Raw genomic sequence first — 23,914 nt, forward strand, 5'->3', positions numbered from 1 at the left:
CGGGATGGTACTGCCGTTGTTCAGCCGTTCAACCGAAGACTGGTGTTGCGCGACTGACTTGTGTCTTACACACTGCGTTGCTGGTTGCCTCGATTGATTGTAGATCGAGAAAATGCCGAGAAAAGCTCGTCCGCGTGTGTTTGCTAGTGGCAGCACCAAGTGCTTACCTAAACTATTGATTTTACACTCTGTTTTCTGCAAATTCTGCGTGTTTTAAGCTGACAGCAGTTCGCTCAGAGTGCGGCACAACCTTCCCAGCCCAAGAACCCAAAAAATCAAATGGGTAGACTGGAAGTCCGTGAGTGGCGGGCCCCATGGAGCGACAGCGAAATGGCGCCACGAGCAGCCCTCGTCTGATGGCGAGAGCCAGCAAGACGAGGAGCGCAGCGCATCGACATTCGACGGGGTCGCGAGTGGCTTGCGAGCAGCGCGAGCAAGACACGACGCGAACCGTCGTATGTCAGGACGGCTATGCCTGATCCAGTTGGGAGCAATGTGGGTGCGTCTATACTACTTCTACGAAGTAGTATGGATGTAATCTATTACTTTCCATCTAGATCAGTATTGCCTCCTATAAATATACATACAACTAGCCTATTGCAATGCTATTATCAGGTCATAGTTAGCAGGCACAGTTTAGGCTTTCTCTTTTACAAGTGGCCGTGACCATAATGCATCCAACAAGGAGAAGGAAGATGAAGAGCACGTCAATTGATACTAAAGTCCACGCATTCCTGCATAATAGATATGCTGCAAGCAAAAACTATCAAGAAGGAGCGGGCCGCGTTTTTGATATAAGCTTCCAAGATTACTGCAAAATATGGAAGCGCAGCAACTATAAGTTCGCAAAATTGAAGGAGCATGTCATCATGAATACCGCCTGGGAATTCATGGCCAGTGACGACGGCTACGTCCTGACATGGAAAAACAAAAATGCTTTCAAGACAGGCATCATCAACGCGGAAACTATGGAGATTAAAACCCGTAAGATGAGCATGCGGGTATGCCACATGCAGGCGGGTGACACGCATAGACCTGAGAGCATCGAGAAGATCAGGAAAGCCAGGACCGGAACCATCCAGTCCGCGGAAACACGGCAATCCATTGGCAAGGCTCTCAAGGGCCGGCCAAAGAGCGACGAGCACAAAGCTAGGATGAGGCAGGCGGCTTTGGCTCGGCATGCCAGGCGGCGGGAGCAAGCCAAGGTTTACGCAGGTATATATTTTGCAGTTCCGTTGAACGGAAAGTCCGCAATTAACCAATCCGTTCCAGCTAAGTAGATTTCAACAAAACTAATCCTAAAATTCCGATTGACGATCATCAAAACTATGATAATTGTACTCCCTGACTGCGCGGGCCGAAACTCTTGCCTACGCAATCGATTGGTTGGTGGTGGCAGACTGCTGCGCACCTGGAGCCGCGAAGGTCCATCCAACCACCAAAACCCCCGCTTTGTAAGCGGCTGTTTTGACGTGCTGCCAATCCTGGCAGTGCGGCAATCGATTGTGTTTGGAGTTTTCGATGACCGCTGTTCTCACTGCGCAGACTGCTGCTCCCTCCGACGTCATCACCGCAACTTCGTTGCCTGCGGTGATTGCTGACAACGAGGGTCTGCTGAACGAGCATGTTCTCGAAGGCGGCGCCGCTCCTTCAGAAACGGACATTGCTGACTGGAATGCCTCAATCACCGCGATGGGCGAGGTCGAGAACAACTTTCGTACCCGGACGCGAGGAGCCGGATGGATGCGGTTCGCTATGAGCGTGCTAGCGTACTGGGCCGCGCCGGATAAAGGGTTCCACGATGCGTTTGGCGAAGGCAAGCTAACGCCGCCTCGCAGCAATCACGAATTTGCCCGGGCTGCTTCAGCTCTATACCGGCACGACGTCTCGATCACCGACAACAACAATCACAACAGCAAGCGAATTAGCTCTTTGTGCGCGCAGTACGATGGCTTGCTCCAGGCTCTCCGCGAGCAGGGCCATCGCATCGAAGACTTTCAACTAAGCCGGGACAGCGTCCGTTTGTTGCTCATTGGCATCGAGAAGGCGGGTGGTACCAACGCTTTGGAGCGTAAGGAGCCCACCGACACTGATCGTTCGCCACGTCCTGTCGTTCTCGATCCGAAGCAGAAGACTGACATTCTCAGCGAGCGCGCATGGGCAGTCTTGCAAGGCGAGCGCATATCCAAACCTCGTTTTGTGTTTCAGGCCGTGCACGAGGATGGAGCCATCGAGGAGCTCAGTCTGCCTCAGGACCTGGTGAGCCAGGCCGTTGCCGCTCAGGCCAAGCCACTTCCGCGCACCCAGGCTCTGGCAGAGATGCTGTTGATGGGCGCCTGCGTGCTTGTCGAGGCTACATCTGAGGTCAAGATCAGAAGTGCTGATCCCGGCGACAGCCGTACCGAGAGGCGCACCGACGAGAAACAGGTGGTGTTCCAGCCGGATGGAAGGATTACGCAGAGCCTTAGGAAGGCTGAGAACGGTAGCGTTGTCGTGGAGTGCCGCAACCACGAGCCACACATCATTCTTGGTGAGGCAGTCTCAGAACCAGAGCGGCTGGAGACCATTGCTCGCAAGCGCATCGAAGTGAACATCTTGCCGGCCGATCGCCGGGCGGTGTTCGAGGTCAGCGTGGTCGAAGCTTCAGACAGGAAGACTGCCGTACGCCGGCTCGTGGTCAGCACCAAGGCTGCCAGCGAGGACGGTGGCGAAGGGTTCGGTGCACTGCTGCAACGGCTCACAGGCGATCACCTCCCCAAGGATATCAACCCTGCGGCTCTCACTGCCAAGGCGCATTGCGAGGTGGCGCAGGACGAGTTCCGCCGTCACTCGACCTCATACATCGAGAAGGCAGGGAAGGCTGTCCGTAACGCTACCAAGGACCAGAAGGCCTCTAAGAAAAAGAATAAAAAACCTAAGGCGCCACCAGAATTGAGCATCACAGTTAGTAGCGAAGGCCTCACGGTGTTTAACGCCGAGGCAGATGACGCGGCTAAAAGCGTGTCCGCCATAAATGTCCACAGCTCGGGCAGCATGAGTGTTCGGTTGGATGACTACGCGGCTTTCCTCGAAGCCTTCAATGGGGTGGTTGCGGAGGTGAACACCGGCGTCCGGTGCGAGATGGGGGATCGTGTGCTGACAATAGAGTTCAGCACGACGAGCGCCGCTTATCGCGTGTTCATCCCACAAGCGAGCAACGGCGTGCGGAAGGACTTCTGCATTAGGGCCATCCTGCCTCGGGAACGGCCCGAAGGGGCGACCCTAGAGCCCACTGCGGACATCTGACCGCGCAAGCGACCGTGACCCAGGGGTGCCATTCACCGGCACCCCGCTTTCGTCCCACTCTAAAAAATTGGATACCGCAATGATCGCGCCTCATCAGCGTGCGAACGACTACGCGCGCTTTCTCCCTGCGGTGAACGGCAACTCTGCTCGATTCACTCGAAAACCGGCAACTACTCATATTAGACCGCTTCCCACCGGTCTGACCGCCCAGCAGCTGGACTTCCTCGATCCGGCCGGTCTGTTCTACTATCCCTGGGCCCTCTACACGGCCGCTGAAGGGGTCAAGGACACTCAGCCTACGATGATCTCGCATCGGGATCGCAGCACCTCGTTCGTCCTCGGTGACAGCGGCGGCTTCTCGCTCATCAGCGGTGCCGTCAAAACGCCTATGCATATATTCCGAGATCAGTCGCTCCGGTGGATCGAGCGCAATTGCGACGTAGGCTTGCCCGTAGACGTTCCCACTCGCGCCATCAACGCACAGCCTGATGTCTGGACCTTCCGAAAATGCCTGGATGCCACCCTCGACAACACGGAATTCGCCAACGCCAGCGCCTGTGCGGGAACGCAGTTGCTAGCTGTGTACCAGGGCCGCAATCACCGGGAAGCCCAGCAATGGGTAGCCGAGATGAAGACCCAGCGCATGTGGGGCATTGCGTTGGGCGGCCACACGCGGCTGGACTTTTGGTTTTGGTGCAAGGCGATCAAGACCCTCATCGACGATGGCTTTTTGGATCACATCCGGCATATCCACGTTCTCGGTACCACTGAGCCAGGCGTCGCCGTACTTCTGACCGCCGTGAAGCGGGCGCTGCGCTCCTATCTCAAGCGCGACGATCTAGAGGTCACCTTCGACAGCAGCCGGGCTTACCGCATCACGCAAGCCTATGGTCAGGTCACCCTAGGATTGAAGCTGGGCATGGCCGGCAACAGCGGTGCAGACAATGCCTTCGACTTTCGTTCGTTTACCTTTCCGCAGAAGGGCGGAAAGCTGGATCGAGCGGCGCAGTTTCCCTTCGATAGCCCACTCGGTCGCCTGTGCACGGTCGGCGACTTCATGCCTGCTGCAAGCCCTGCTGACCCTGCCTTTGACGCTGTAGGTTCGAATCTCCTCAGTCATCATGAAACCTACATGGAGCTGACTGCTATCGAACAAGCGAACCTACTTTGTGACATGGATCAGAAGCAGCGATCGCTTGTGCCGTGGCATATCCAAGCGAGCGTCAGGGCCATCCATCGCCTGTTCGAAACCGGCGACACCACACATTTCGACGACCATAAATTTCTGCTTCAACACTACAACAAAGGCTTGCTCGAAAGCAGCCTTGACGATTTCCGTTAAACGGAAAGCCCTAGCAGACGCACAGCGTCGCTGCGCAAGCGTCGCTGTGCGCCCAACTGTCAATAGGTCCGAATTCATAACATCGAAGTAGGGGCAAATCAGTGTGCGAAGACACTCAGGATCTAGGCGAACTCAGGGTCGGATCGCCCGCCGTAACAAGCGGGAAGGATGATCCGCGCGGCATCCTTGATGGCCAGGCTTTCGACACCGCGGCCCACTCCAGCGTTGAGACATCGATCACGCCCAGGACGCCTACTGAACTGGCTGCCTCTTCCTTTCGTGAGCAGGTAGCTGCGCAAGTCGCCCAGCAGTTCGGCGCATTCATCACGTCTTTTCGCCCGCAGGACGAAGCCAAATGGCGCAAGCGCAGGGATGCTTTTGCTCGGCAACTCACCGCCTGGATGAACAATACGGATGTTCCCTTGCACCTCCGGCTGAGCGGCTGGAGCCAAGCAGATGTGAATGCCTTCGAAGCTGATTATCAAGGTTTGCTGGCACGGGTGTGCGGATCTGGTGGCTCTTTCAAGCCGGAAGCCGGAGCGCTGCTCATTCACAACCGCATCGCGTGCCTCAAGGCGTTCTACGCGAGTGAATATGACTGGGGCGTCATGATGGATGATGACGCGGTACTCTACGATAAGGCGCAACACAACAGCGCTTGGAGCTTATTTTCAGAGATGGCAAAGAACGGCCTGGCTGCTTATGCTGAGGTAGACGTGTTCTTTCCCAACAATCCGGGCAAGCCTGGTGGTGGGTTTAACGCCAAATATGCCGAGGACCCCGCGTTGTATGCGGGAAATCACGTTTTTGAGCGCAACCCTGACCTGAAGGGGAGCATGTTCGTCGTGCGGAACTTCCGAAAAGCCAAGCGGCGCGAGGTGCTACCTGATTCCTCCTATACGATCCACGGCGAGGACACCCTGTTCGCTACAGAAGCGATCAAGCAGGGTTGCACCGTCATGAAGTGCTGGAACATCAATCTCAGGGAGTTGGTGGGCGAGCGTGATAGCCATTTCGGCGGCGCTCGTTTCAGGGCCATGCGCGATGCTCACGTCCGCATCGCTGAGATGTACAAACACGATGGGCTGCGGATGCGAAAGCCCGACGATGAAAGCAGCAAGACGTTGGAACGCAAAGAATTTTACGCCAAATGCTGGAAGGCGCGCCCGGTGAAGTGGAGAACGCCTAAGCCGTGATTAGGTCCGGGGCCCTGCTACGGAACAGTGCTCGTTACCCAAAGCTGTCAGCTGCAGGGTATATTCCCGGCGTGCTGCCTAACTCAACGATGCGCCCAGCGGCTCTCGCGGCACGCGCATAGACGCTGACCGGGTGCACTCCGCGGAAGGAGAGATCGCGCTCCAGGCCAATCGCGAGCCCTGCGCTTACCTCTTTCAACTCATCCAAGCTCACATAGCCGAGCTCGGGTTCGCCCACACCGAGATCGCATAGTCCAAATAGGGTGTCTCCATCGGCATCAAGCTCACACAGCAGCCAGGTCGCCGGTCCCATGGGGTTGAACAGCTTGACGATGGGAGTGTGGTCGCGATCTCGCTGGCGGCCATTAGCCAAGAGCAACTCTCGGGTTGCAGCGTCGATCAGGGGCAGCATGAACGTCCTCGCCTTTGAAACGAGGAAGCCGTGCAGCCAAGACCATCAAAGAGCGAGCTGCTCCCTGCGGGCGAAGGTCGCGAATGAAAACGTCATAAAACTTAGTTTATGTGAGGTTTGCTGCTAAGTTATTGATCCAATAGAGCTGTACTCAGCTCTCGCTCTGGTCAGAATTTGAAAACAACATGCTTTGTATTAAAGGTGCACAAAATGTGAGGTTCTAATGAAATAGGCGCGAAGCGGACGTTCCGCTTGCGACCCCTACCTGTCATCCAGACCGTCGTCGGCGTTTCTCCAAAGCGGCCGTCCGTTAGCCGCCCAGCAACTTCGGTTCGGGGTGGGGAGCGGACCTTGCCCCTTCACCCTGAAGCGGACGTTCCGCCATCGACCCAACTTCAGCGCTGCGATCAGTCAGTTCACTATCATGAAGCAGCATCTCAAAATTGATTGAACCGCTTAAAAAGGACAGTGATGATATGTTGATGTAAGACCTTGCTACTCGACGCTATACGGGGCTAGGTTAAAACTACTTCAGATTTGAAGTGCTCTAAGTGTGTGATAAATAGCACAATTCCTACTTGCTACGCGGGTCGTATCTCGCAATGAGTACGATACTGCGCCGCTTAGGGCGCCTACTAGCGTGCGCCATGTCCCATCGCTCGTCCCTCCTTGCTCTGCTGCTCGCCACAACGGCTCTGACCGGGGCCGCGAGTGCGCAGGAACAAAGCGTTCGGCTCGACCAGCTCTCGGTCGAAGGGGCCTTACCCGGGCCGGCGGCAGGTAGCGGAGCAAATCTCAGCGGTGGTGATGGTGGGACGGCGGCGACAAGCGGCGGCGGCGGCGGCCCTTCCGGGATCACCGGCTACACTGCTCGGATCAGCCCCACGGCAACCAAAACCAACACGCCCCTGCTCGAAACCCCGCAATCGGTCACGGTGCTCACTCGCGAGGCCCTCAACGATCGCAACGTCCAGACGCTCAACGAGGCCATCGGCTATGTGGCCGGCGTGTCCTCGAACGTCTTCGGCTTCGATCCGCGCTTCGACTCGTTCTTCGTCCGCGGCTTCAGCCTGACCTACGACGGCATCTTCCGGGATGGCCTGCGCCAGGTCGCGTCGGGTCTGACGGTGCCGCGCATCGAGCCCTACGGCATCGAGGCGGCCACGATCCTGCGCGGACCGGCCTCCGGCCTCTACGGGCTCGGCTCGCCCGGCGGCATCCTCGACGTCACCACGAAGCGCCCAGTCTTCACGCCCTTCGGCGAGGTTCAGCTGCAGGTCGGCAACTTCGACCGCTATCAGGGCAACTTCGACATCGGCGGTCCAGTCGAGGGCACGGGCGGCACGCTCGCGTACCGCGTCACCGGCATCAAGCGGCAGTCAGACACCTTCATCCCCGGGGGCTCGGACGACCGGAGCTACATCGCGCCGTCCTTCACCTGGAAGCCATCCGCCGACACCAGCTTCACGTTCCTGAGCGAGTACCAGGAGACCAAGCTTCCGGGCAGCACGACGTTCTTCAACCAGAACCTGCGCCCGACCCGGATCTACTCAGGCGATCCAGCCTTTAACGACTTTCGGCAGCAGCAGGGGCGCGTCGGCTACGCATTCGAGCACCGCTTCGACGGGGATTTGGTCTTCCGGCAGAACTTCCGCTTCTACGACATCAGCAACGACTATCGCTACGCGTCCATCAACGCCCTCAGCCCCAACGGTACGAGCGCAAGCCGGTCGACCGGATATTCGCGGCAGTTCCTGAGCCAGATCACGCTCGACAATCAGATCGAGGCGCACATCACCACGGGGCCGGTCGCGCACACGCTGGTGGCAGGTCTCGACTATGCGCATTCGGATTTCAATTATCGCTTCGGCTTCGGCGCGGCCCCCGATCTCAACCTCGTTACGCGCAATTACGGCCAGCAGCCGATCCTCGCGCCGCTGTTGGGCCCACGTACCGCGCAGAGCCAGGATCAGGTCGGCCTATACCTGCAGGAGCAAGCCAAGTTCGACCGCTTCGTGCTGACTTTAACCGGGCGCTACGACTGGGTGTCACAGACCACGACCGCGGCTCCCGCTGCCGCGACCCAGCAGAACGACCAAGCCTTCACGGGCCGCGTCGGTCTCAACTATCTCCTGGCCCCCGGGCTGGTCCCCTATGCCAGCTACGCCACCACCTTCGCGCCGCAGCCTGGCGTCGATGCCACCGGGCGTGCCTTCCGGCCAGCGACGGGGGACCAGATCGAGGCCGGCGTCAAATACCTGATCCCCGGCACGAACATCCAGGCGGGGTTTGCCGGCTTCGACATCGTCCAGAGTAGCGTCCTGCGCACGGATCCGAACAATGTCGCCTTCCAGGTGGCGACCGGCGCCGTCGAGTCCCGCGGCTTCGAGATGGAGGCCATCGCCAACTTCGCGCCGGGCACCAACCTCACCCTCGCCTACACGCACCTCAACCTGCGCTATCTCAGCCAGACCTCGTTCGCGGGTCAGTCCCTGGACGGCAACGCCCTCTCGGGCATTCCCGGAGATACCTTCACCGGCTTCCTGAGCTACCTGTTCCCGTCGAGCTCGGCCCTGCGCGGACTGACCGTCGGCGGCGGCATTCGCTTCAACGCCAACAGCTTCGCCAACGACGAGAACACGGTCCGGAACCCGACGGTGACGCTGTTCGACGCGTTGATCGCCTACGATTTCGCCGCCATCGACCCGGCCTACAAGGGCTTCCGCGCTCAGGTGAACGCGAACAACATCTTCGACCGCGACTACTTCACCTGTCAGGCGGGCTTCTGCTATCGGGGCGCCCCCGCCACCGTCATCGGCAGCCTGATCTACCGGTGGTGATCGTGAAGGACGTCATGGTCGGGGACCAACACCCGCGGATGATGGGCGCGGCCCGGGCGGACAGAGCCCAGTGAGCGCCCCCGTTTCACGTCGCACTGCGGTTGGCCTCCTGGCGACCACCTGGATGACGCTGGGTGGGCATTCGGTCCTCGCCGCTAGTCCTGATGAGCCGGCACGGCTCGCCGGCGCGGTCAGCTTCGACCTGGGAGGCGACGCGGACCGTCCGCCCTGGCGGATCACCCTCTACGTCCCGCCCGGGGCGGTGCCGGTGGACGGTTGGCCCGTCCTCTACCTCCTCGACGGCAACGCGGTGACGGGCACCGCCATCGACATCGAGCGGGTTCAGGCACCGTACCCTGACGCTACGGGAATCGCATCTCGCTTCGCCGTCGTGGGCATCGGCTACCCGGGCGACGAGGCCCATGATGCCTCGCGCCGCTCATGGGACTACACGCCGCCTCCCGGTCGGTCCTACCCGCCCTCCAAGCCCGGGGGGCTGACATTGCGGACCGGGGGCGCCGACACCTTCCTTCACTTCGTCACGACGACGCTTCGATCCGCGGTCGCGCAGCGGTGCCGGGTCGATCCATCCCGGCAGGCGCTGTTCGGGCATTCCTTCGGCGGCCTGTTCGTCCTCTACGCGCTCACTCAGGCGCCAGCGGCCTTCTCACACTGGATCGCCGCCAGCCCGTCCATCTACTGGGAAGACGCTGTGGTGCTCGGAAGCATCGCGGGCTTGGAGAGGGGCCCCCCGAACGGCCCGCAAGTGCTCTTGCTGGCAGGTGCCTACGAGGAAGCACTCGCCCCGTTCCAACAGGACGCTCCAGACCGTGAGGCGCGCCGTGCTCGCCTCGCCTCGACCCGCACCGTTGAACTGACCCGTGAAATGACGGAGCGGTTGAGCCGGATCTCGGGCGTAACAAGCACCTTCAGCCTCATTCCAGGTCGAACCCACATGACCCTCCTGCCCGAAGCACTTAACGCGGCGGTCGCCTTCTTCATGCAAAGATCGGGATAGCCTCACGGCGAAGGTCGAAGGCTTCAGCACGGCCCGGATCATTCATTGAGGTACACAACAGAGTTGCTGATAGTCGCTGCTCCGCGCGAACGTCCGACGTCATGAATTTACGTCCTGTGCGCAGGCCATCACCAACCCAGTCGTAGAGCTCTGCCTCATCCAATGCCTGGAAGCGAACTCTCTCAGGGTCCGCAAAGGGTGGTGAGCGGGCGCAAGGGCAACGACCGCTTTGATGCATTGCAGTCCAGAAGCGGACCTTTGCACCCCACCCAGCCCAGCCGTGAATTCGCATCGGTCGGTGTCCATTAACGGGACCCATTGCGAGGCTTCTATCGAGCCTCTGGAAGAGGGCATCTCCTGGCGGGCCTACAAGTAGCTCAAGCCCGGCAACGCCGCCCGACGTTTCAGGCCGACCATCCAACGGCAGGCGAGCCAGAGCGAGGGTACAAGGGCCGCCGCGACCAGCCAGATCTGCACCGGTGCTCCCGCCTCGATCCGGCCGGAGGGGGCTCCGAGGCCGAGCGCCTGGGCGCCGTCATGGAGAAGCCGCAACAGCCAGAGATGCGCCAGGTAGAAGAACAGCGGCGCGCCGCCGAAGGTGCGCAGCCACCCAAGGCTTCGCGCCGGCACCGCCTCGAATAAGGCGAGGAGCCCGAGCCCGAGGCTCAGGGTCAGCAACAGGAAGTCGGCCGAGGGCGGGTACTTGGTGAGGTTCACGAAGGAGAGCGCAGTCATTAGGGTCGTCGCTCCCGTCTGCCACGGCACCGGGTCGCCGTAGCCGTTGAGGCCCCGAAGGATCAGGAAGGCGAGGAGCGCCGCGCCGCTCATCGCCAGAAGCCCTTTGCGACGAGGGGCCGGCGCGACCGATCCGGCAAAGAGCGGCCCTAGGGCGTAGCCTGCCGCGATCACGCCGAACCAAGGCAACACGGGATAGGAGGTCCGCGCCACGCCCCAGGGCAGTTCGATGAAGCCGCGCTGGTGCAGGATCGACCAGAGGACGTAGCCGGTGTCGCCGGACTGGAGCACGAATCCGTCGAGCAGGTTGTGGCCGAGCATCACCGCAGCGGCGAAGACGATGAGGGCAGCGCGCTGTAGCCAGAGCAGGGCGGCCAGCGCCACCATGCTGAGGCCGATGGCCCAGATCACCTGCAGGTAGAGGATCGGCGGAGCGAGACTGCGGGTCCAGGCGAGGCTGACCAGCGTCACCTCCATGAGGATCAGCAGGAGGCCGCGCTTGAGCAGGAAGGCACTAGCCGCCCCCCGGTCGCCATGCTTCTGCGCATAGAGGCTGGCGGAGAGGCCGGTGAGCAGGATGAAGACCGGCGCGCAGAGATGCGAGGTCAGCCGAGTCATGACGAGGTCGGGCGGGGTGAGGCTGAGGTCCATCGGGTCGCGAACCTGGGCGTGCAGGTAGACGAACTCCCGCACGTGGTCGACGAGCATGAGCAGCATGACGAGGCCGCGTAGGGCGTCGATGGAAACGATGCGGAATCGCGGACCGTCCGCTCCTTCGAAAGTTGCAGGTCTCATCGCGCGCGCTCCGTTCCGATCCGATGCAAGAGCCGGCCGACATCGACTGGTGTCCAGACTGCGCCGCCGCGCGGCTTGCAGATCCCTCGCCGCGTGAGCTCCAGGGCGAGGCACTGGGGCGTCTGCCCGACTTCCCCACGCATCGCGTCGATAATCGGCATGAGATCGAGAGCGTAGCGGCGGGCGCGCGCGGACGAGGCCCCGCGTCCGGCATCACCGCGCCGGACGCAGGCGGCGGATACGTCACGGGGCTGGGTCGCCACCGGGCTGGCATCCTCGGAGGCTTCGTTCCGGTTCAGGCGCATCATGCAGGCCATCTGGAAAGACGACGGTAGGCCAGCGCGGTCAGGAACAAGGCAACCGCCATGAGACAGCCGAGAGCGACCATCGCCTGATGTTCGGCCGCTACGCGCGGGACGGAGGGCTCGAAAGCCGGCACGGCGTCGTAGGCGGTGAAGTCGAGACGCGCGGGGCAGCCCTCACACACCGAGACTGGATCGAGGGCCTGGGCGAGAATGCGAGGCTCGAAGAACGCACGCAGGTCCCGGCGATAAGCGGTACCCGACGCCAGGAAAGTGGAATGGCGCTCCGCGTCGGTTCCCGCCGCCATCTCCAGTGCGCGCGCGAGGACCGTCGCGGGTGACAGGATCGCCAGGCGCCGGCTCCAGGCCGCCACCGCCCGGGCATGGTCCCGTGCGGCATCACGGTAGCCCGCCAGCGCTTCGTCGTAGAACGCATCGCGGGCGAGGCGCTTGATCTCGGGCGCCTCTGCCAGTCCCGGCCGGCTTACGGCCTTCGAAACCTTGCCGGTCAGCCAAGCCGCGGTGATCCGTGCGCTTTCCTCACCGGTGTAGAAGTGGACCTGAGCCTGCCGGCTCGCATCGATGGCCGCGATCCGAGAAGGCGTCGGCGCGAGGACATCGACCACGAGGCCGAGCGTGCTTGGGAGGGCCACCGTGACGCAGGCCCAAGCCAGTACGAGGATCGCGAGGGCGGCGACGCTCCCGCGCCACAGGCTGGCCACCAGGGCGCAGGCCGACACCCACAAGACGACGTAGGCGGCCAAGGCCGTCGCGAGGAGGGCCAGCGTGACCTTCCATCCGTCGAGCGCTCCAGGGCCGCCCGAGACGATGAGCGCCAACGCCGTTCCGCCGAGCACAGCCGTGATGGCGACCAGGGCCACGGCCCCGAACTTCGCGCTCGCCACGCGACGCGGCCCGACGGGCTGCGACGCGATCATGCGCAGGATGCCGCTGTCGTGCTCGGAGGAAAGCCGCGTGCCTGCGAGCGCGATGACCGCGAGCGGCACAAGGTAGATCAGCACGAAGGCGAGATCGAACGGGCCGAGCCTGAGCCGGGCCGTCGAGCCGGGCTCGTAGGCGGTGTCGTCGAAGACCGTGCTGAAGCCGAAGCTGGCCCGCATGATTGCCGGTTGCACGTCGGACTGGCCGACCGCGAACGCAGCGAGCGGCGTCGGCGGCTTCACCGCGTATACGGCCATGAAGTAGGTCATGTAGCCGAAGGCGTCGGTGGGGTCCTGCCAGTAGTTCACCTTGATCGGCGAGGGCTTGGCGTAGCGCTCATGGGCGGCCCTGGCGTCCCGCACGACCCGGTCGGTGTCGGCGGCGGCCTGCGCGAGGGCGGCCCGCTCCGAGGCGACGCGCCCGGCGCCAGTCCACGCCGCCAGACAGAGTGCTACGAGGAGGGCGGCGAGGATCGCCCAGGTCAGGCGCTCGCGTAGGATCAGGCGCAACTCAGCCTGGACCAGGACAGGGAACCGTACGGTCGTCACGGCTTCAACCTCCGGACCAGGGGAAGGCACAGGGCCGCCATCAGACCGAGCCAGAGGGCGAGGACGAGGGCCGGAACGCGTGCGTTGGCCAGCGTGCTCGCGAACGGCAGTGGCTGGGGGACGAAGGGCGGGATCTCGCCCCATAGGTCCGGCCCGGCGACGAGGCTGGTTCCGCCGCGCTGGGGATGGTCGCGGATCTCGGCGTTCATGCGTTCGGAGATTCGGCGCCGGTAGGCTTCCGCCGCCCAGACGAAGTGGGCGTGCTGAGCAAAATCGGTGCCCGCCAGCGTCTGCGAGAGGGCCTGCAGGGCGACCCGCGGCGACAGGAGGGCAGCCCAGGCCAAGGCCCTGTCCTGGGCCGCGAGGCTGTCGAAGAAGGCGCCGAGCTCGCGGTCGTAGACCGCGAAGTTGTGTCCCTCGTTCTCGGACATCATCAGGCCGCGAAGGTCCACGGGCATTTCGTCGGGGTCGCCGACGCCATAGCGGGCTAGCACCTCGCGCGTACGAACATCGTTCGCCTCGGCGGTGCGATGGCCCCGGAATTCGGCCTCGATCCTGGCTCGGACCTCCCGGTAGGACAGGGCGGGCACGACGGCGTCGACACCGACGACCGCGAGGCGGGGGGCCGCGACACAGAGGAGGACCCAGGCAGCGAGCGAAGCGGCGAGCGCGCCTCGGGCCGTGCGGGCGACCAACGAGACGAGCATCGCGAGCAGCAGGAATACCGCGCCGTAGCCGAGTTGTGCGGCGATCCAGGTCAGCAGTCGCGGAACCACCTGCCAGCCCGCACCATCCTGGCTCATCACCGCGAGCGCGCCGAACCCAAGGAGCGGGAGGCCCAACACGAGGGCGAGGGCGGCAATAAGGGCCGCGAACCGCGTCGCGAAGAGACGTCCCGGCGGAACGCCGTTGCCGAGCGCGAGACGCAGCGTGCCTCGCTCGCGGTCGGCCGCGAAGGCGGAAAAGCCCAGCAGAATGGCGGCGAGCGGCACCACGAGCTGGACGATGTCGGCGACGCTGCTGATGCCGGACCTCGCGAGCGGTCCGGCATCCTGGATGGCGCGGTAGACCGCGTCGTTGAAGACATGCGCCTCGACCCGTACCATCCGGCCCGTATAGGGCTCGGTACCGGGATCGAGCACGGCAAGCGGTGCGGAGGGACGGAACACCCACAGCCCGAAATGGTCGGCCGAATGCGGGTTCTTGGCATCCTGGCCGAGCCAGCGCGCGCGCTCGGCAGCCGCGACCTGAGCGACCTCGGCGGCGTAGCGCGTGGAATCCCGCCAGGCGCCGAGGCCCGCGACCGTGAGCAGCAGGACGAGGACGGCACCGATCCAGCGAAGGCGCGCATCGCGGGCGGTGCGCGCGAGTTCGGCCGCGAGCTGCCTCACGCCGCGCTCCCCGCCAGGCGCTCGATGTAGAGCCGCTCCAGGCCGACATGGTCGAGGGTCCTGGGGTCGATCTCCTCGACGATCTGGCCACGGCTCAGCACGCCGACGCGCCCAGCCATCTCGCGCACGCGGTAGAGGTCGTGAGTCGCCATCAGAATGGCGGTGCCGCGCTCAGCGGCCGCCCGGACCGTGGTGGAGAAGTCCGCGGCCGCGCTCGGATCGAGGCCTGAGGTGGGTTCGTCGAGGAGGAGGAGCCGGGCACGGCGCGCGAGTGCCACCGCGATGCCGACCTTCTGGCGCATGCCCTTGGAATAGGAGCCGGCGGGACGCTCATAGGCAGTCTCGGCAAGGCCGGCCTCGGCGAGGAGCGTGCGGGCGCTCGCCTTGCTCAAGTTGAGGCCGGCCAGCGTCGTGAAGTAGCACAGGTTCTCCACGCCGGAGAGGCTGGGATAGAGCGCCACCTGTTCGGGGATGTAGGCCACGTTCCGGCGAGCGCCGACCGGATCGGCGCCGGCGTCCACACCGCAGACCCGGACCGTGCCGGCATCCGCCTTCAGGAAGCCGAGGATCAGGTTGACCGTGGTGGTCTTGCCGGCACCGTTCGGCCCGAGCAGGGCGAAGACCTCGCCGGGGCGGAGCGACAGGTCGAGGCCATCGAGGGCGTGGCGTTCGCCGAAGCGCTTGCCCGCCCCCTGGATCTCAAGGACGAGGTCGCTCGCATGGGTCGTGACCTCAGCCATCAGAAGCGCACCGAGATCGTGCCGGTGAAGCGCCGGGGCGCGCCGGGATAGACCCTAAAGACGTTGTTCGAGCTCTCGTAATACGTCGCGTCGAAGATGTTCTCGACGTTGAGACCGAAGCGCATGTTCTCGTAGCGATAGTAGGCCAGGGCATCGACCGCGATGTAGGCCGGGAGCACGAAGCCGGAGCCCGCCGCGTCTCCGGCGCGTTCGCCGACGCCGCGCACGCCGCCGCCGAGGCCGAGGCCCTTCCAGGGGCCGGCCTGCACCTCGTGCACGGCGAGCAGGCTGCCCGAATGGCGCGGGATGTTGATCAGCGGCGACCCCACGGGGAGCACGTTGTCCTTCGTGACCACGGCGTCGGCGTAGACGTAGCCCGCCAGGACCTTGATCTCGGGGGTGATCTGGCCGGCAGCGGTCAGTTCGAAGCCCTGGCTGCGCACGCCGCCCGCTGCCAACGAGAAGCCGCTGTTGTTGGGGTCGGCCGTGAGCACGTTCTGCCGCTCGATGCGGAAGGCCGCTGCCGTCAGGCCGAGCGCGCCGCCGAACACATCGAGCTTGGCACCGACTTCGTAGCCGATGCCGGTCTCGGGCTCGAACGGCACGGAGCGAGCTACCGCGAAGGCGTCGGGGCCGATATTGGGCCGGAAGCTGGTGCCTACATTGGTGTAGAGCGAGAGCTCCGGCAGGGGCTGGTAGACGAGGCCGGCGCGCGGTGTCGCCGCCACCCGGGATTGTTCCGTCTGCGTCGCCGTTGTGCGCTCGCGGAAGGATTGTTCGAAGAAGTCGAACCGGACCCCGAGCAGGGCTTTCCACTCCGGACTGAGCGCGATCTGGTCCTGGGCGTAGAGGGCGGTGTTGGTGACCCGCTCCAGGTTGTTGCGCCGGATGGTCAGCGGCGGCAGGGCCTGGCCGTAGCGCGGATCGTAGATGTCGAGGCTGTAGGGGCTCTGGCGGAAGTTCGAGCGGTCGTAGACCACGCGGCTGTCGGTGCTCTCGCGCTCGAAGCCGAGAAGCAGGGTATGACCGAAATCGCCGGTGGTGAAGCGCCCCACCACCTCGGCCTGGCCGATGGCGGTATCCCAGCGGTAATCGCGAAAGTTCCGGTCGCGCAGAACCGTGCGGTTGTCGGCGGCGAGGCCACGGACCTCCGCCGATTCCCCGACCAGCGAGCCGGTGTTGAAGTGGGTGGCCAGCCGCATCTGCCAATCGGCGTTGAAGCGATGCTCGACGCGCACCTGCATCGTGTCCGAACTCTGATCGGTGCTCTGCCCGGGCTCACCGAGGAAGCGGGAGATTGGCAGGAATCCCAGTTGCTTGTTGATCGCGATCACGCCCCGGTCGACGACGATGCGGTTGCGCAGGAACTCGGTTTCGACGGTGACCTTCGTGTCCGGCGTGATCTGCCAGCTAACGACGGGAGCTACGAGGAGCCGGTCGCCATCGACGAAATCGCGAAAGCTGTTCTGGCGTCCGCCCGCGAAGTTGAAGCGGTAGAGGAGCGTGCCGTCCTCGTTCAGGGCGCCGCCGGCATCCACCGTGCCGCGGAACTGCTCGAACGAGCCCCATAGGCCGCCCATCTCGACGAAGCGCTCGGCGGTCGGCTGCTTGGTGACGAAGTTGACGAGGCCGCCCGGGTCGCTGCGCCCGAACAGACCGCCGCCGGGACCCTTCAGGACCTCGATCCGCTCGACGTTCTGGGTGTCGGGGGGCGGCGGCGAGCCCCGGTTGATCGAGAAGCCGTTGCGATAGAGTTCCGAGGTCGTCGTGCCGCGGATGGCGTAGCTGAACACCGTCAGGCCGCCGAAATTGTTCTGCTGTGCCACGCCGGGCGTGTAGTTGAAGACTCGGTCGACACGGGTGGCGGCGAGATCCGTGATGACCTCGTGCGGCGCCACGGTAACGACCTGGGGCACGTCGCGCTGAGGCGTGTCGGTCTTCGTGCTGCTCACCGCCCGGTCGGCCCGGTAGCCCGGGGTCGGACCGATTAGGCCTATCCCCGGGTTTGGACCAGCACCAACGACTGGGGCACTCCCGCCAGCTCCCTCTACGGAGAGTTCCTCCAGCGTGACGGCCTCCTGCGCCCGAGCCTCCAGGGCAGGCGCCCCCGCCGAGAGGATTGCGGCGAGCGCGTAGTGCGATCCTCGACGCCTCGACATCCGACGACGCTTCGCCGGAACGGGCAGGTTCAGGATCGGGGCCTTCGAGGTCGGCAGGTTGGGACGAAGGGGCACCGGTGCGCTCAAGGTTGTCGAGCGGCGGCCGAGCGGGTGCCCTCACGGGATCGGCCGCGTCAGCAGCCGAGCCCGCTCATGCGCTCCGCCGGGACACCCCGCCCGAGAGACGTATCGTGGTGCAAGGCAGGTCTCCTGGCTCGCGGGTCGTTGCCCTCGCCTCAGCCTTCCCGGTGCAACGCACCAGTGACCATGAACGGAAAGGACTCGCCGCTGACAGTTGCGGGGGCAGCTTCGGAAGCACTCCTGCGAGCACCCCGAATTCCCTCTTAGCCCGCGAGCCGACGACCCGCAGGAACCTTGACGGTCAGACATTCGCTGGGCGCTGCCGCATAGTCAATCGAGGGAACGCCATTTTCCGCAACATTGTAACATTGCATCGGTATGGTTCTGGATGGTTGTGCGTCGTCAGATGATTTGGGACTGTCTGCGGTGTTCAGGAGCGGAGGCTTTGGTCCATCCGGGGTGGGAGGTTAGGCAGCCTGCGCCCAGTGGTGCAACTGGCCGATGCCCGATGGCCTCCACGATAGGCCGCTTAAGGACGTCTTCCGATCGAAAGCAGCCGGACCGCATTCCACCCCCTCCAGTCGTACAACTCCGGTTCACGGGACACCCGGGAAGCGGACATTCGCGAAGTCTGAGAAAGGTCGCGAGCGGAAATGATCATGTTTTAATTAGGCGAGTCAAAAGCTCCGCACCGGGTGACCAAAAAAGAAACGTCATAAAAGCTGTGTTTTATGACGTTCGATAGCAAGCTAAGTCTTTGCTGGCGCTGATTTAGTTCCAGGCCTCGCCCTCCCCGTCAACTGGAAACAGCATGCTTTGTCGCTGACCCGCGCAAAACATGAGGTTCTAATGAAGCAGGCCAGGGTGCCCACCGAGATTGAATTCAAACGTCTGGCTGCAGTGGTGAGCCAGGGCAAATATGGGCCTCGCAACCGTATGGCCCTGATGCTGAGCTACTTGGCCGGGCTACGAGTGGGAGAGATTGCGTCGCTTCGGTGGAGCGACCTCCTCGACGGCGAGGGCAAGGTTCGCGAGCAGCTCCGACTCAGCGCGGCTGTCACCAAGGGCGGGCATGCCCGAGTGGTGTTCCTGAATGCTCGGCTTCGCAAGGAGGTGGAGCAGTACCGGTGCAGCCTCGCTCAACCCCCTGCCCCGCTGCAGCCGGTGCTGATCACGCAGAAGCGCTCAGCGTTCAGCGCGAACACGCTGTGCCAGCTCATGAGGGGCTGGTACGACCTTGCAGGTTTGGATGGCGGATCAAGCCACAGCGGCCGCCGATGGTTCATCACGCGGCTGGCTCATGCTGGGATCTCTCCCAAAGCCATCATGATGCTCGCTGGCCACCAGCATCTCTCGACCACGCAGCGGTATATCGACGTGAACGATGAGATGATGCGCGCTGCCGTGGAGATACTCTGAACCCCACGACAGCACAGTGCTTGAAAAAGGTCTTGATTGCCGCTTAGGCCGCTTCAGCCATCGGAGCGGGGCTGGGAGCATCCATCGCCCGCATGTAGACGTCGAGTAGCGTCTCGTGCTCGTCCCGCTCGTCCTGATCCAGCTTGCGCAGCTTGAGGATCTCCTTGAGGATCTTCACATCGAGCCCTTCGCCTTTGGCCTCCAGGAAGATCTCCTTCTTGGCCTCCATCAGGTCCTTGATCTCTTCCTCAACCTTCTCGACGCGCTCGATAATCGAGCGGATGCGGTCGCCCGCAATGCCAACGGTATCGATGGTGTCGGACATGCTCTCTCCCTCGGCTGTTCCGATCCGCAACCTCGTGGGTTTGGGTAAGCGAGAGGTTAAGGCTGTCCGCTCGATGTGCCGGTTGTCGGCGAGGCAGAGCCCGTCGTGCGCGGGACCATCGTTGCGTTCCTAGAAAGCGGGCTGACCCATTCACCGGTCGCGTAGCGGTGCCAGGTCGGAAATAGAAAAAGCCCCGCCATTCGATGACAGGGCTCTTGAACGTGTAGCTTCAGTGTGGTGCCGAAGCTCGCTTAAGCGGCGACCGTAGCAGTGCCAGCCGCAGCGTTCTCGTTTCCGACCTTGATCGCGCGGGTCTTTGCAGAAGCAGGAGTACCCTGCGTGACGGCCACAAGCTCGCCTGCTGAAGAGGAGGCGTCACCCTTGGGGCTAAGGCGGTCAGCTACGAAAGCCACCAGCGCGACGTTGACGGTACCAGCAGCGAGAACGGCGAGAAGCAGGGTGATCATGGTGCGAGGCCCAGGTGGTCGTTTGCGTTGCAGCATCTATGACACCAGCCTGTGGTTGTTGGTATGCCAGATGCCAAATACCAGTCATTCGCTGAACGCATGCTGCAGCCCATAAACAGGCTAAGCCCCTACTTTCAAGTAGTATAGTGCAGAGATCTCCACCTGAGGCGTGCTATTTTGCATGGACAGAGGTTCGGTGATCTGCTTAATCCGTTTCTGCAACGCACCTGAGGAACAGCCCAGTTCATGCGTATTGCGTGGATTGCGATTGCTGCCCACGAAGGAAGAGAAGCTGCTGCATGTATGCTGCCAAAAACCGCCAAGCTACTGAGCAGTGGATCACGCCGCCTGAGCCTGCTCTCAACCGCTACCTACTGCGCTCGCGCCGCTCCGCTGCAAACGATAACCGCCGCTCGTTCTCTAAATTCTTTCCAGTTTTGCAGATCAGCGCTTGTATTGCGTTGAGCAGCGCCCTCACCCTTGTCGTCGCTCTCGTTCGCTAGGGCTGTGTTGCAGAATTAAGGGCTGAGCAGCCTCTCGTGGCATGGCTCGATAGGGTATGCGTGCCGGGTGGCGGGCAGCTCCTTGGCGAACCTATGCAGGGCCGTCTCAGGTATGCTCTCGCAGGCGTGCTCATCTCCAACACTGTGGTCCCGAAGTGGTGCACCATCTGGTCGCCTTTGCGCGCCACCAGGGGCCTGTGGCAGCTCGGGCATCGGCAACCCGCAGGCAATACCTGAGGGCACCTCGGAGATGTGGGCGAGCGTGCCGTTCGCGCGTTCACCGAACAGGAGGCTCTCCGGGGCATGTTGGGCCGTCACGCCAGCTTGCTTGAGCATTGAGCCTTCACCGTGAGCGATCCAACCGCTGGCCGTACCGCTGCCTTCACCACTCCTCAACCACGCGGCGCCATGATGGGGGCATGCTGAACCTCTCCCCGCCACGAGCTATCACGTTCCTTGTTTCGCTCGTTCTGATCGGGCTCGCTGTCGCCAGCCTCTACCTGCGCATCCCGACGATCGGCCTCACGGTTGTGAAGTTTCGGACGTGGTTCTTCATCGGCGCGTACGTGGTGCTGGCGCTCGGGGTTGTTTCGAGGAGCCTTTGATCACCCCGCATGCATCCGATCCTTTCGGAGATGGATCACTGCTGCGCAGAAGCCGGCACTGCGCGCTGAACCCGTTCCTGGATGTCGCTGTCGTAGGTCCCAGGCTATCGAAGTCAAATGTGTGAAGTTGTGCCGGTCTGATGCCAAAAGTGTTTCTGGACTGCGATGGCGTCCTCGCCGACTTTGATGCCGGCGCATCCAAAGCCTTTGGGATGCCACCGGAGGATTTTGAGCGCCGCTTTGGCCTCAAACGCTTCTGGGGCAAGCTCGCCTCGCTCGACAGCTTTTTCGGCGAGCTTCCGCTGCTGCCAGACGCAATGGAGCTGTACCAGGCCGTCCGGCACCTCAAGCCGATCATTTTGACCGGTCTGCCGCGCGGGAACTGGGCTGAGCCACAGAAGCGTCTATGGGCGGAACGTCACTTCCCTGGTGTCGATGTGATCACCACCACCGCCGCGTTGAAGCGGGAGCATTGTCGCCCTGGTGACGCGCTCGTGGACGACCGGGAGAAGTACCGGCACCTGTGGGAGCAGGCAGGCGGTCTCTTCATTCATCACCGCAGTGCGCAAGAATCGATTGAGGAATTGCACAAACACGCGTTTATCTAGCGCGAGGGCCGCATCTGTGTTGAAGTGTGACTAGACACAGATAGCTTTCACACCATATGATGTGCTTCCGCTGCTGGCGCGCTTTGCGCCGCTGAGCGGATAATTTTCAGGATCTTGTCATACATGAAGCGCCGTAGCGCGCGACCGTTCACGGTCGAAATCAAGCATACCCGTACATCCCGCGTTTCGCTCATCGATGCCACGGCCCGTACTCGGACAAGCCAGAATGTCTGGGGTGCAGAGCTGACCGCTGCGGCGAACGCGACCGCTGAAGTTGAACCTACGTACGTGCCGCGTGCCGAACCTGTTCGTGCCGAAACGCCGGCACGACGAGTGCTGCCGAGTCTTGTGCCGATGTTCGCTATGCCCGTTGAGCCAGAAGGCTTTGAGGTGCGCGAGACCCCTGCTGAGGAGCGGTTGCCGCGGGTACGCCGGGTAAAGCCGGCCGCCGAACGTACGAAGACCTCGGGGACCGCCGATAGAGCCACGCCGGTTTCTGATGAGGCCCAGGCTCAACGACAGATCGCCCCTCCGGCTGTTAATGCTATCGCTGAAGCCGATCCCGCCGTAATCGCCTTGCCCGTCGTGGCGCAGGTGCGTTTCGCGAGGCGGACGCAGCAGGTCGCCACCTTGAAGCCGGGCGAGCGCTGGAAGCGCCGGCTTCCTCGGGCCCTCTGGTGACCCCTGGTTTCCGTGATACCTGATCCTCGTGAGGTTCAGGTCCCAAGGAGCGCGGATGGCCATCGAAGCTGGCAAAACGGACGATCTGGTGGAACTCACCACGCAGATCGTCACCGCCTACGCCGCAGGCAATCATCTCCCGGCCGCCGAACTGCCAGGGTTGATCCGAGGCGTTCACGCGAGCCTTCAGGGGCTCACATCTAAGAACGCCCAGCCCGTTGAGAAGCAACGCGTGCTGACGCCCGCTGAGATCCGGCGCTCGATACAGCCTGACGGTCTGATCAGCTTTGAGGATGGCAAAGCGTACAAGACGCTGCGCCGGCACCTCGCCAGGCTCGGCCTCACACCGGAGGCCTACCGGGCCAAGTGGGGTCTTCCTGTCGCTTACCCGATGACCGCCTCGGCCTACTCAGCCCAGCGCTCGCAGCTCGCACGCGATCTCGGCTTGGGCAAGTCGCGGGGTGCTGCGCCCGAGGCGCCCTTCTCTGCGGCGGACGACGGGTCCACAGACAGAGATGATTCCTCGGCTGACGCAGAGCAATCAGTGACGCAGGACTCGATCCCAGAGCCTGAGCAGGAAGATATAGCCGATGCTTTCGAGGAAGAGATTACCCGCGAGCCGTTCGACGAGGATGGCGTAGAGCCCTGAGGCTGCCTTCATAGGTCACGGCTTCAGGAGGACGCCTGCTGAAGGTGCTGTCCAAGGAAGTGTGCGACCCGTGCCGCGGCATCGAATTGCGCGGCACCCGTAAAGCGGTGACCCTGCCCCTCGTAGATCTTGATCTCATATGGGGTGCTCTGCTCCCGCAGAAGACGCTCTATCGCGTGAGCATGGGAGACCGGCACGATGCGATCCGAAGCACCGTGCAGGATTAGAGTGGGTGGTAGCCGAGGACGCTGGCCGGCGAGCTCATCCGGCAGCGGGCCCGAGTAGTCAACAATCGCTCGCACACGTGGCTCCTCCGCCGCTGTCGCGAAGGCCAGCGCCGCTCCAAGCGATAGGCCCACGATGCCAAGCCTCTGTGCGTCGACACCAGCCTGGCGCGCCAGCCAGCTCACCGCATCGCGAATGGTGTCCCTCCAAAAGGGGAAGTCCTGCCGCAGCCGGGCATAGGCCACGCGCTGGTCACCAGTCCGGTCGAGGTAGTGCACGAAGGCCACGTGGTAACCTGATGCTGCGATGGTGCGAGCGGCGAGGCGATATCCGTCAGCGAATGTGAGACCGTCCGCACCATGCAGGAGCAGAACTGCCGGTCTTCCTGATGACGGTCCCTCCCCTGCGCTCATGACGCTGGACGCAGCAAACCATTCCACGGCGATCTGCTGCCCACCGCTCCTAAAGCTCTGCATGCCTGGATCTTCGTTTCTGCGCTCTGCTGTACGGCCATGCTCGCCACGCGTGAGCCCATGCCTGCTCTACGAAGTTGGGAAGCAGGTTTGCGCAGAGGAATATGGCAATCCGTACCCCAGCCTATTTAGTCTGCCTTACCCTGCTACATCGATTTGAACGACGAGATGAT

The 23,914-nt window shown here is 62.8% G+C and carries 21 protein-coding genes and 1 riboswitch; of the genes, 11 read left to right on the top strand and 10 right to left on the bottom strand.

The window, feature by feature from the left end:
- Window positions 1-695 precede the first annotated feature (695 nt).
- The 4 genes from AC0IY1_RS12530 (at window position 696) to AC0IY1_RS12545 (ending at window position 5,823) form a co-directional block, all read left to right on the top strand.
- Entirely contained in the window at window positions 696-1,280 is a 585-nt protein-coding gene (locus AC0IY1_RS12530; RefSeq protein WP_471769910.1) for a hypothetical protein, read from the top strand.
- A 241-nt stretch (window positions 1,281-1,521) separates the two neighbouring features.
- Window positions 1,522-3,285, top strand: coding sequence for a hypothetical protein (locus AC0IY1_RS12535; protein WP_471769912.1), 1,764 nt, complete (start codon window positions 1,522-1,524; stop codon window positions 3,283-3,285).
- Between the two features lie 79 nt (window positions 3,286-3,364).
- Entirely contained in the window at window positions 3,365-4,627 is a 1,263-nt protein-coding gene (locus AC0IY1_RS12540; protein WP_471769915.1) for a hypothetical protein, read from the top strand.
- Window positions 4,628-4,728: 101 nt separating this feature from the next.
- Complete coding sequence (locus AC0IY1_RS12545) at window positions 4,729-5,823, top strand: hypothetical protein (RefSeq protein ID WP_471769917.1); 1,095 nt, start codon at window positions 4,729-4,731, stop codon at window positions 5,821-5,823.
- A gap of 34 nt (window positions 5,824-5,857) precedes the next feature.
- Here AC0IY1_RS12545 and AC0IY1_RS12550 read toward each other — a convergent pair whose 3' ends face one another.
- Window positions 5,858-6,235, bottom strand: coding sequence for a DUF2958 domain-containing protein (locus AC0IY1_RS12550; protein WP_471769919.1), 378 nt, complete (start codon window positions 6,233-6,235; stop codon window positions 5,858-5,860).
- Between the two features lie 647 nt (window positions 6,236-6,882).
- Between AC0IY1_RS12550 and AC0IY1_RS12555 the strand changes: the two genes are divergently transcribed.
- Both AC0IY1_RS12555 and AC0IY1_RS12560 read left to right on the top strand, forming a co-directional pair.
- Window positions 6,883-9,075 carry a TonB-dependent siderophore receptor gene (locus AC0IY1_RS12555; RefSeq protein ID WP_471769920.1) on the top strand — a complete coding sequence of 731 codons (2,193 nt, stop codon included), beginning with the start codon at window positions 6,883-6,885 and terminating at the stop codon, window positions 9,073-9,075.
- A 70-nt stretch (window positions 9,076-9,145) separates the two neighbouring features.
- Window positions 9,146-10,093 (top strand): alpha/beta hydrolase, encoded by a 948-nt coding sequence (locus AC0IY1_RS12560; protein WP_471769922.1) that lies wholly within the window; start codon window positions 9,146-9,148, stop codon window positions 10,091-10,093.
- A gap of 366 nt (window positions 10,094-10,459) precedes the next feature.
- Here the strand turns inward: AC0IY1_RS12560 and AC0IY1_RS12565 are convergent, their stop codons facing one another.
- From AC0IY1_RS12565 to AC0IY1_RS12590, 6 genes are read right to left on the bottom strand one after another with little or no spacing between them, the layout of a single operon-like run.
- Entirely contained in the window at window positions 10,460-11,623 is a 1,164-nt protein-coding gene (locus tag AC0IY1_RS12565; protein WP_471769924.1) for an acetyltransferase domain-containing protein, read from the bottom strand.
- Entirely contained in the window at window positions 11,620-11,931 is a 312-nt protein-coding gene (locus AC0IY1_RS12570) for a hypothetical protein (protein WP_471769927.1), read from the bottom strand. The genes AC0IY1_RS12565 and AC0IY1_RS12570 overlap by 4 nt, the downstream gene beginning before the upstream one ends.
- Complete coding sequence (locus tag AC0IY1_RS12575; protein ID WP_471769929.1) at window positions 11,928-13,415, bottom strand: ABC transporter permease subunit; 1,488 nt, start codon at window positions 13,413-13,415, stop codon at window positions 11,928-11,930. The genes AC0IY1_RS12570 and AC0IY1_RS12575 overlap by 4 nt, the downstream gene beginning before the upstream one ends.
- Window positions 13,412-14,806: a DUF3526 domain-containing protein gene (locus AC0IY1_RS12580; protein WP_471769931.1), complete on the bottom strand. Its 1,395-nt coding sequence runs from the start codon at window positions 14,804-14,806 to the stop codon at window positions 13,412-13,414. Before AC0IY1_RS12580 ends, AC0IY1_RS12575 begins: the two co-directional genes overlap by 4 nt.
- Window positions 14,803-15,546, bottom strand: coding sequence for an ABC transporter ATP-binding protein (locus AC0IY1_RS12585; RefSeq protein WP_471769933.1), 744 nt, complete (start codon window positions 15,544-15,546; stop codon window positions 14,803-14,805). Before AC0IY1_RS12585 ends, AC0IY1_RS12580 begins: the two co-directional genes overlap by 4 nt.
- Window positions 15,546-17,705 carry a TonB-dependent siderophore receptor gene (locus tag AC0IY1_RS12590; protein WP_471770008.1) on the bottom strand — a complete coding sequence of 720 codons (2,160 nt, stop codon included), beginning with the start codon at window positions 17,703-17,705 and terminating at the stop codon, window positions 15,546-15,548. Before AC0IY1_RS12590 ends, AC0IY1_RS12585 begins: the two co-directional genes overlap by 1 nt.
- A 183-nt stretch (window positions 17,706-17,888) precedes the next feature.
- Window positions 17,889-18,098, bottom strand: a riboswitch (cobalamin riboswitch).
- 537 nt (window positions 18,099-18,635) lie between these two features.
- On the opposite strand from AC0IY1_RS12590, the gene AC0IY1_RS12595 reads away from it, so the two are divergent.
- Window positions 18,636-19,205, top strand: a complete 570-nt coding sequence (locus tag AC0IY1_RS12595) for a tyrosine-type recombinase/integrase (RefSeq protein WP_471769935.1) — start codon at window positions 18,636-18,638, stop codon at window positions 19,203-19,205.
- 43 nt (window positions 19,206-19,248) lie between these two features.
- Here AC0IY1_RS12595 and AC0IY1_RS12600 read toward each other — a convergent pair whose 3' ends face one another.
- Both AC0IY1_RS12600 and AC0IY1_RS12605 read right to left on the bottom strand, forming a co-directional pair.
- A complete protein-coding gene (locus AC0IY1_RS12600; RefSeq protein ID WP_471769937.1) occupies window positions 19,249-19,530 on the bottom strand; it encodes a DUF2312 domain-containing protein in 282 nt (93 codons plus the stop codon).
- 251 nt (window positions 19,531-19,781) lie between these two features.
- Entirely contained in the window at window positions 19,782-19,997 is a 216-nt protein-coding gene (locus tag AC0IY1_RS12605) for a hypothetical protein (RefSeq protein ID WP_471769938.1), read from the bottom strand.
- A 922-nt stretch (window positions 19,998-20,919) separates the two neighbouring features.
- Between AC0IY1_RS12605 and AC0IY1_RS12610 the strand changes: the two genes are divergently transcribed.
- The 4 genes from AC0IY1_RS12610 (at window position 20,920) to AC0IY1_RS12625 (ending at window position 23,043) form a co-directional block, all read left to right on the top strand.
- Window positions 20,920-21,105, top strand: coding sequence for a hypothetical protein (locus tag AC0IY1_RS12610; RefSeq protein ID WP_471769939.1), 186 nt, complete (start codon window positions 20,920-20,922; stop codon window positions 21,103-21,105).
- Between the two features lie 140 nt (window positions 21,106-21,245).
- The gene (locus AC0IY1_RS12615) at window positions 21,246-21,713 is read left to right on the top strand and encodes a hypothetical protein (protein ID WP_471769940.1); all 468 of its coding nucleotides are present in this window, start codon (window positions 21,246-21,248) and stop codon (window positions 21,711-21,713) included.
- A 123-nt stretch (window positions 21,714-21,836) separates the two neighbouring features.
- Window positions 21,837-22,394: a hypothetical protein gene (locus AC0IY1_RS12620; protein WP_471769942.1), complete on the top strand. Its 558-nt coding sequence runs from the start codon at window positions 21,837-21,839 to the stop codon at window positions 22,392-22,394.
- A gap of 55 nt (window positions 22,395-22,449) precedes the next feature.
- Complete coding sequence (locus AC0IY1_RS12625; RefSeq protein ID WP_471769943.1) at window positions 22,450-23,043, top strand: Ros/MucR family transcriptional regulator; 594 nt, start codon at window positions 22,450-22,452, stop codon at window positions 23,041-23,043.
- A 23-nt stretch (window positions 23,044-23,066) separates the two neighbouring features.
- Here AC0IY1_RS12625 and AC0IY1_RS12630 read toward each other — a convergent pair whose 3' ends face one another.
- Complete coding sequence (locus AC0IY1_RS12630; RefSeq protein ID WP_471769944.1) at window positions 23,067-23,744, bottom strand: dienelactone hydrolase family protein; 678 nt, start codon at window positions 23,742-23,744, stop codon at window positions 23,067-23,069.
- Window positions 23,745-23,914 lie beyond the last annotated feature (170 nt).

The organism is Methylobacterium sp. AC690 (assembly GCF_979256535.1).

Coding starts and splice junctions, on each gene's coding strand:
- AC0IY1_RS12535 (WP_471769912.1), top strand. CDS start 1,522: ATGACCGCTGTTCTCACTGCGCAGACTGCTGCTCCCTCCGACGTCATC.
- AC0IY1_RS12595 (WP_471769935.1), top strand. CDS start 18,636: ATGAAGCAGGCCAGGGTGCCCACCGAGATTGAATTCAAACGTCTGGCT.
- AC0IY1_RS12555 (WP_471769920.1), top strand. CDS start 6,883: ATGTCCCATCGCTCGTCCCTCCTTGCTCTGCTGCTCGCCACAACGGCT.
- AC0IY1_RS12550 (WP_471769919.1), bottom strand. CDS start 6,235: ATGCTGCCCCTGATCGACGCTGCAACCCGAGAGTTGCTCTTGGCTAAT.
- AC0IY1_RS12530 (WP_471769910.1), top strand. CDS start 696: ATGAAGAGCACGTCAATTGATACTAAAGTCCACGCATTCCTGCATAAT.
- AC0IY1_RS12590 (WP_471770008.1), bottom strand. CDS start 17,705: ATGTCGAGGCGTCGAGGATCGCACTACGCGCTCGCCGCAATCCTCTCG.
- AC0IY1_RS12610 (WP_471769939.1), top strand. CDS start 20,920: ATGCTGAACCTCTCCCCGCCACGAGCTATCACGTTCCTTGTTTCGCTC.
- AC0IY1_RS12625 (WP_471769943.1), top strand. CDS start 22,450: ATGGCCATCGAAGCTGGCAAAACGGACGATCTGGTGGAACTCACCACG.
- AC0IY1_RS12630 (WP_471769944.1), bottom strand. CDS start 23,744: ATGCAGAGCTTTAGGAGCGGTGGGCAGCAGATCGCCGTGGAATGGTTT.
- AC0IY1_RS12605 (WP_471769938.1), bottom strand. CDS start 19,997: ATGATCACCCTGCTTCTCGCCGTTCTCGCTGCTGGTACCGTCAACGTC.
- AC0IY1_RS12585 (WP_471769933.1), bottom strand. CDS start 15,546: ATGGCTGAGGTCACGACCCATGCGAGCGACCTCGTCCTTGAGATCCAG.
- AC0IY1_RS12600 (WP_471769937.1), bottom strand. CDS start 19,530: ATGTCCGACACCATCGATACCGTTGGCATTGCGGGCGACCGCATCCGC.
- AC0IY1_RS12570 (WP_471769927.1), bottom strand. CDS start 11,931: ATGATGCGCCTGAACCGGAACGAAGCCTCCGAGGATGCCAGCCCGGTG.
- AC0IY1_RS12615 (WP_471769940.1), top strand. CDS start 21,246: ATGCCAAAAGTGTTTCTGGACTGCGATGGCGTCCTCGCCGACTTTGAT.
- AC0IY1_RS12565 (WP_471769924.1), bottom strand. CDS start 11,623: ATGAGACCTGCAACTTTCGAAGGAGCGGACGGTCCGCGATTCCGCATC.
- AC0IY1_RS12540 (WP_471769915.1), top strand. CDS start 3,365: ATGATCGCGCCTCATCAGCGTGCGAACGACTACGCGCGCTTTCTCCCT.
- AC0IY1_RS12620 (WP_471769942.1), top strand. CDS start 21,837: ATGAAGCGCCGTAGCGCGCGACCGTTCACGGTCGAAATCAAGCATACC.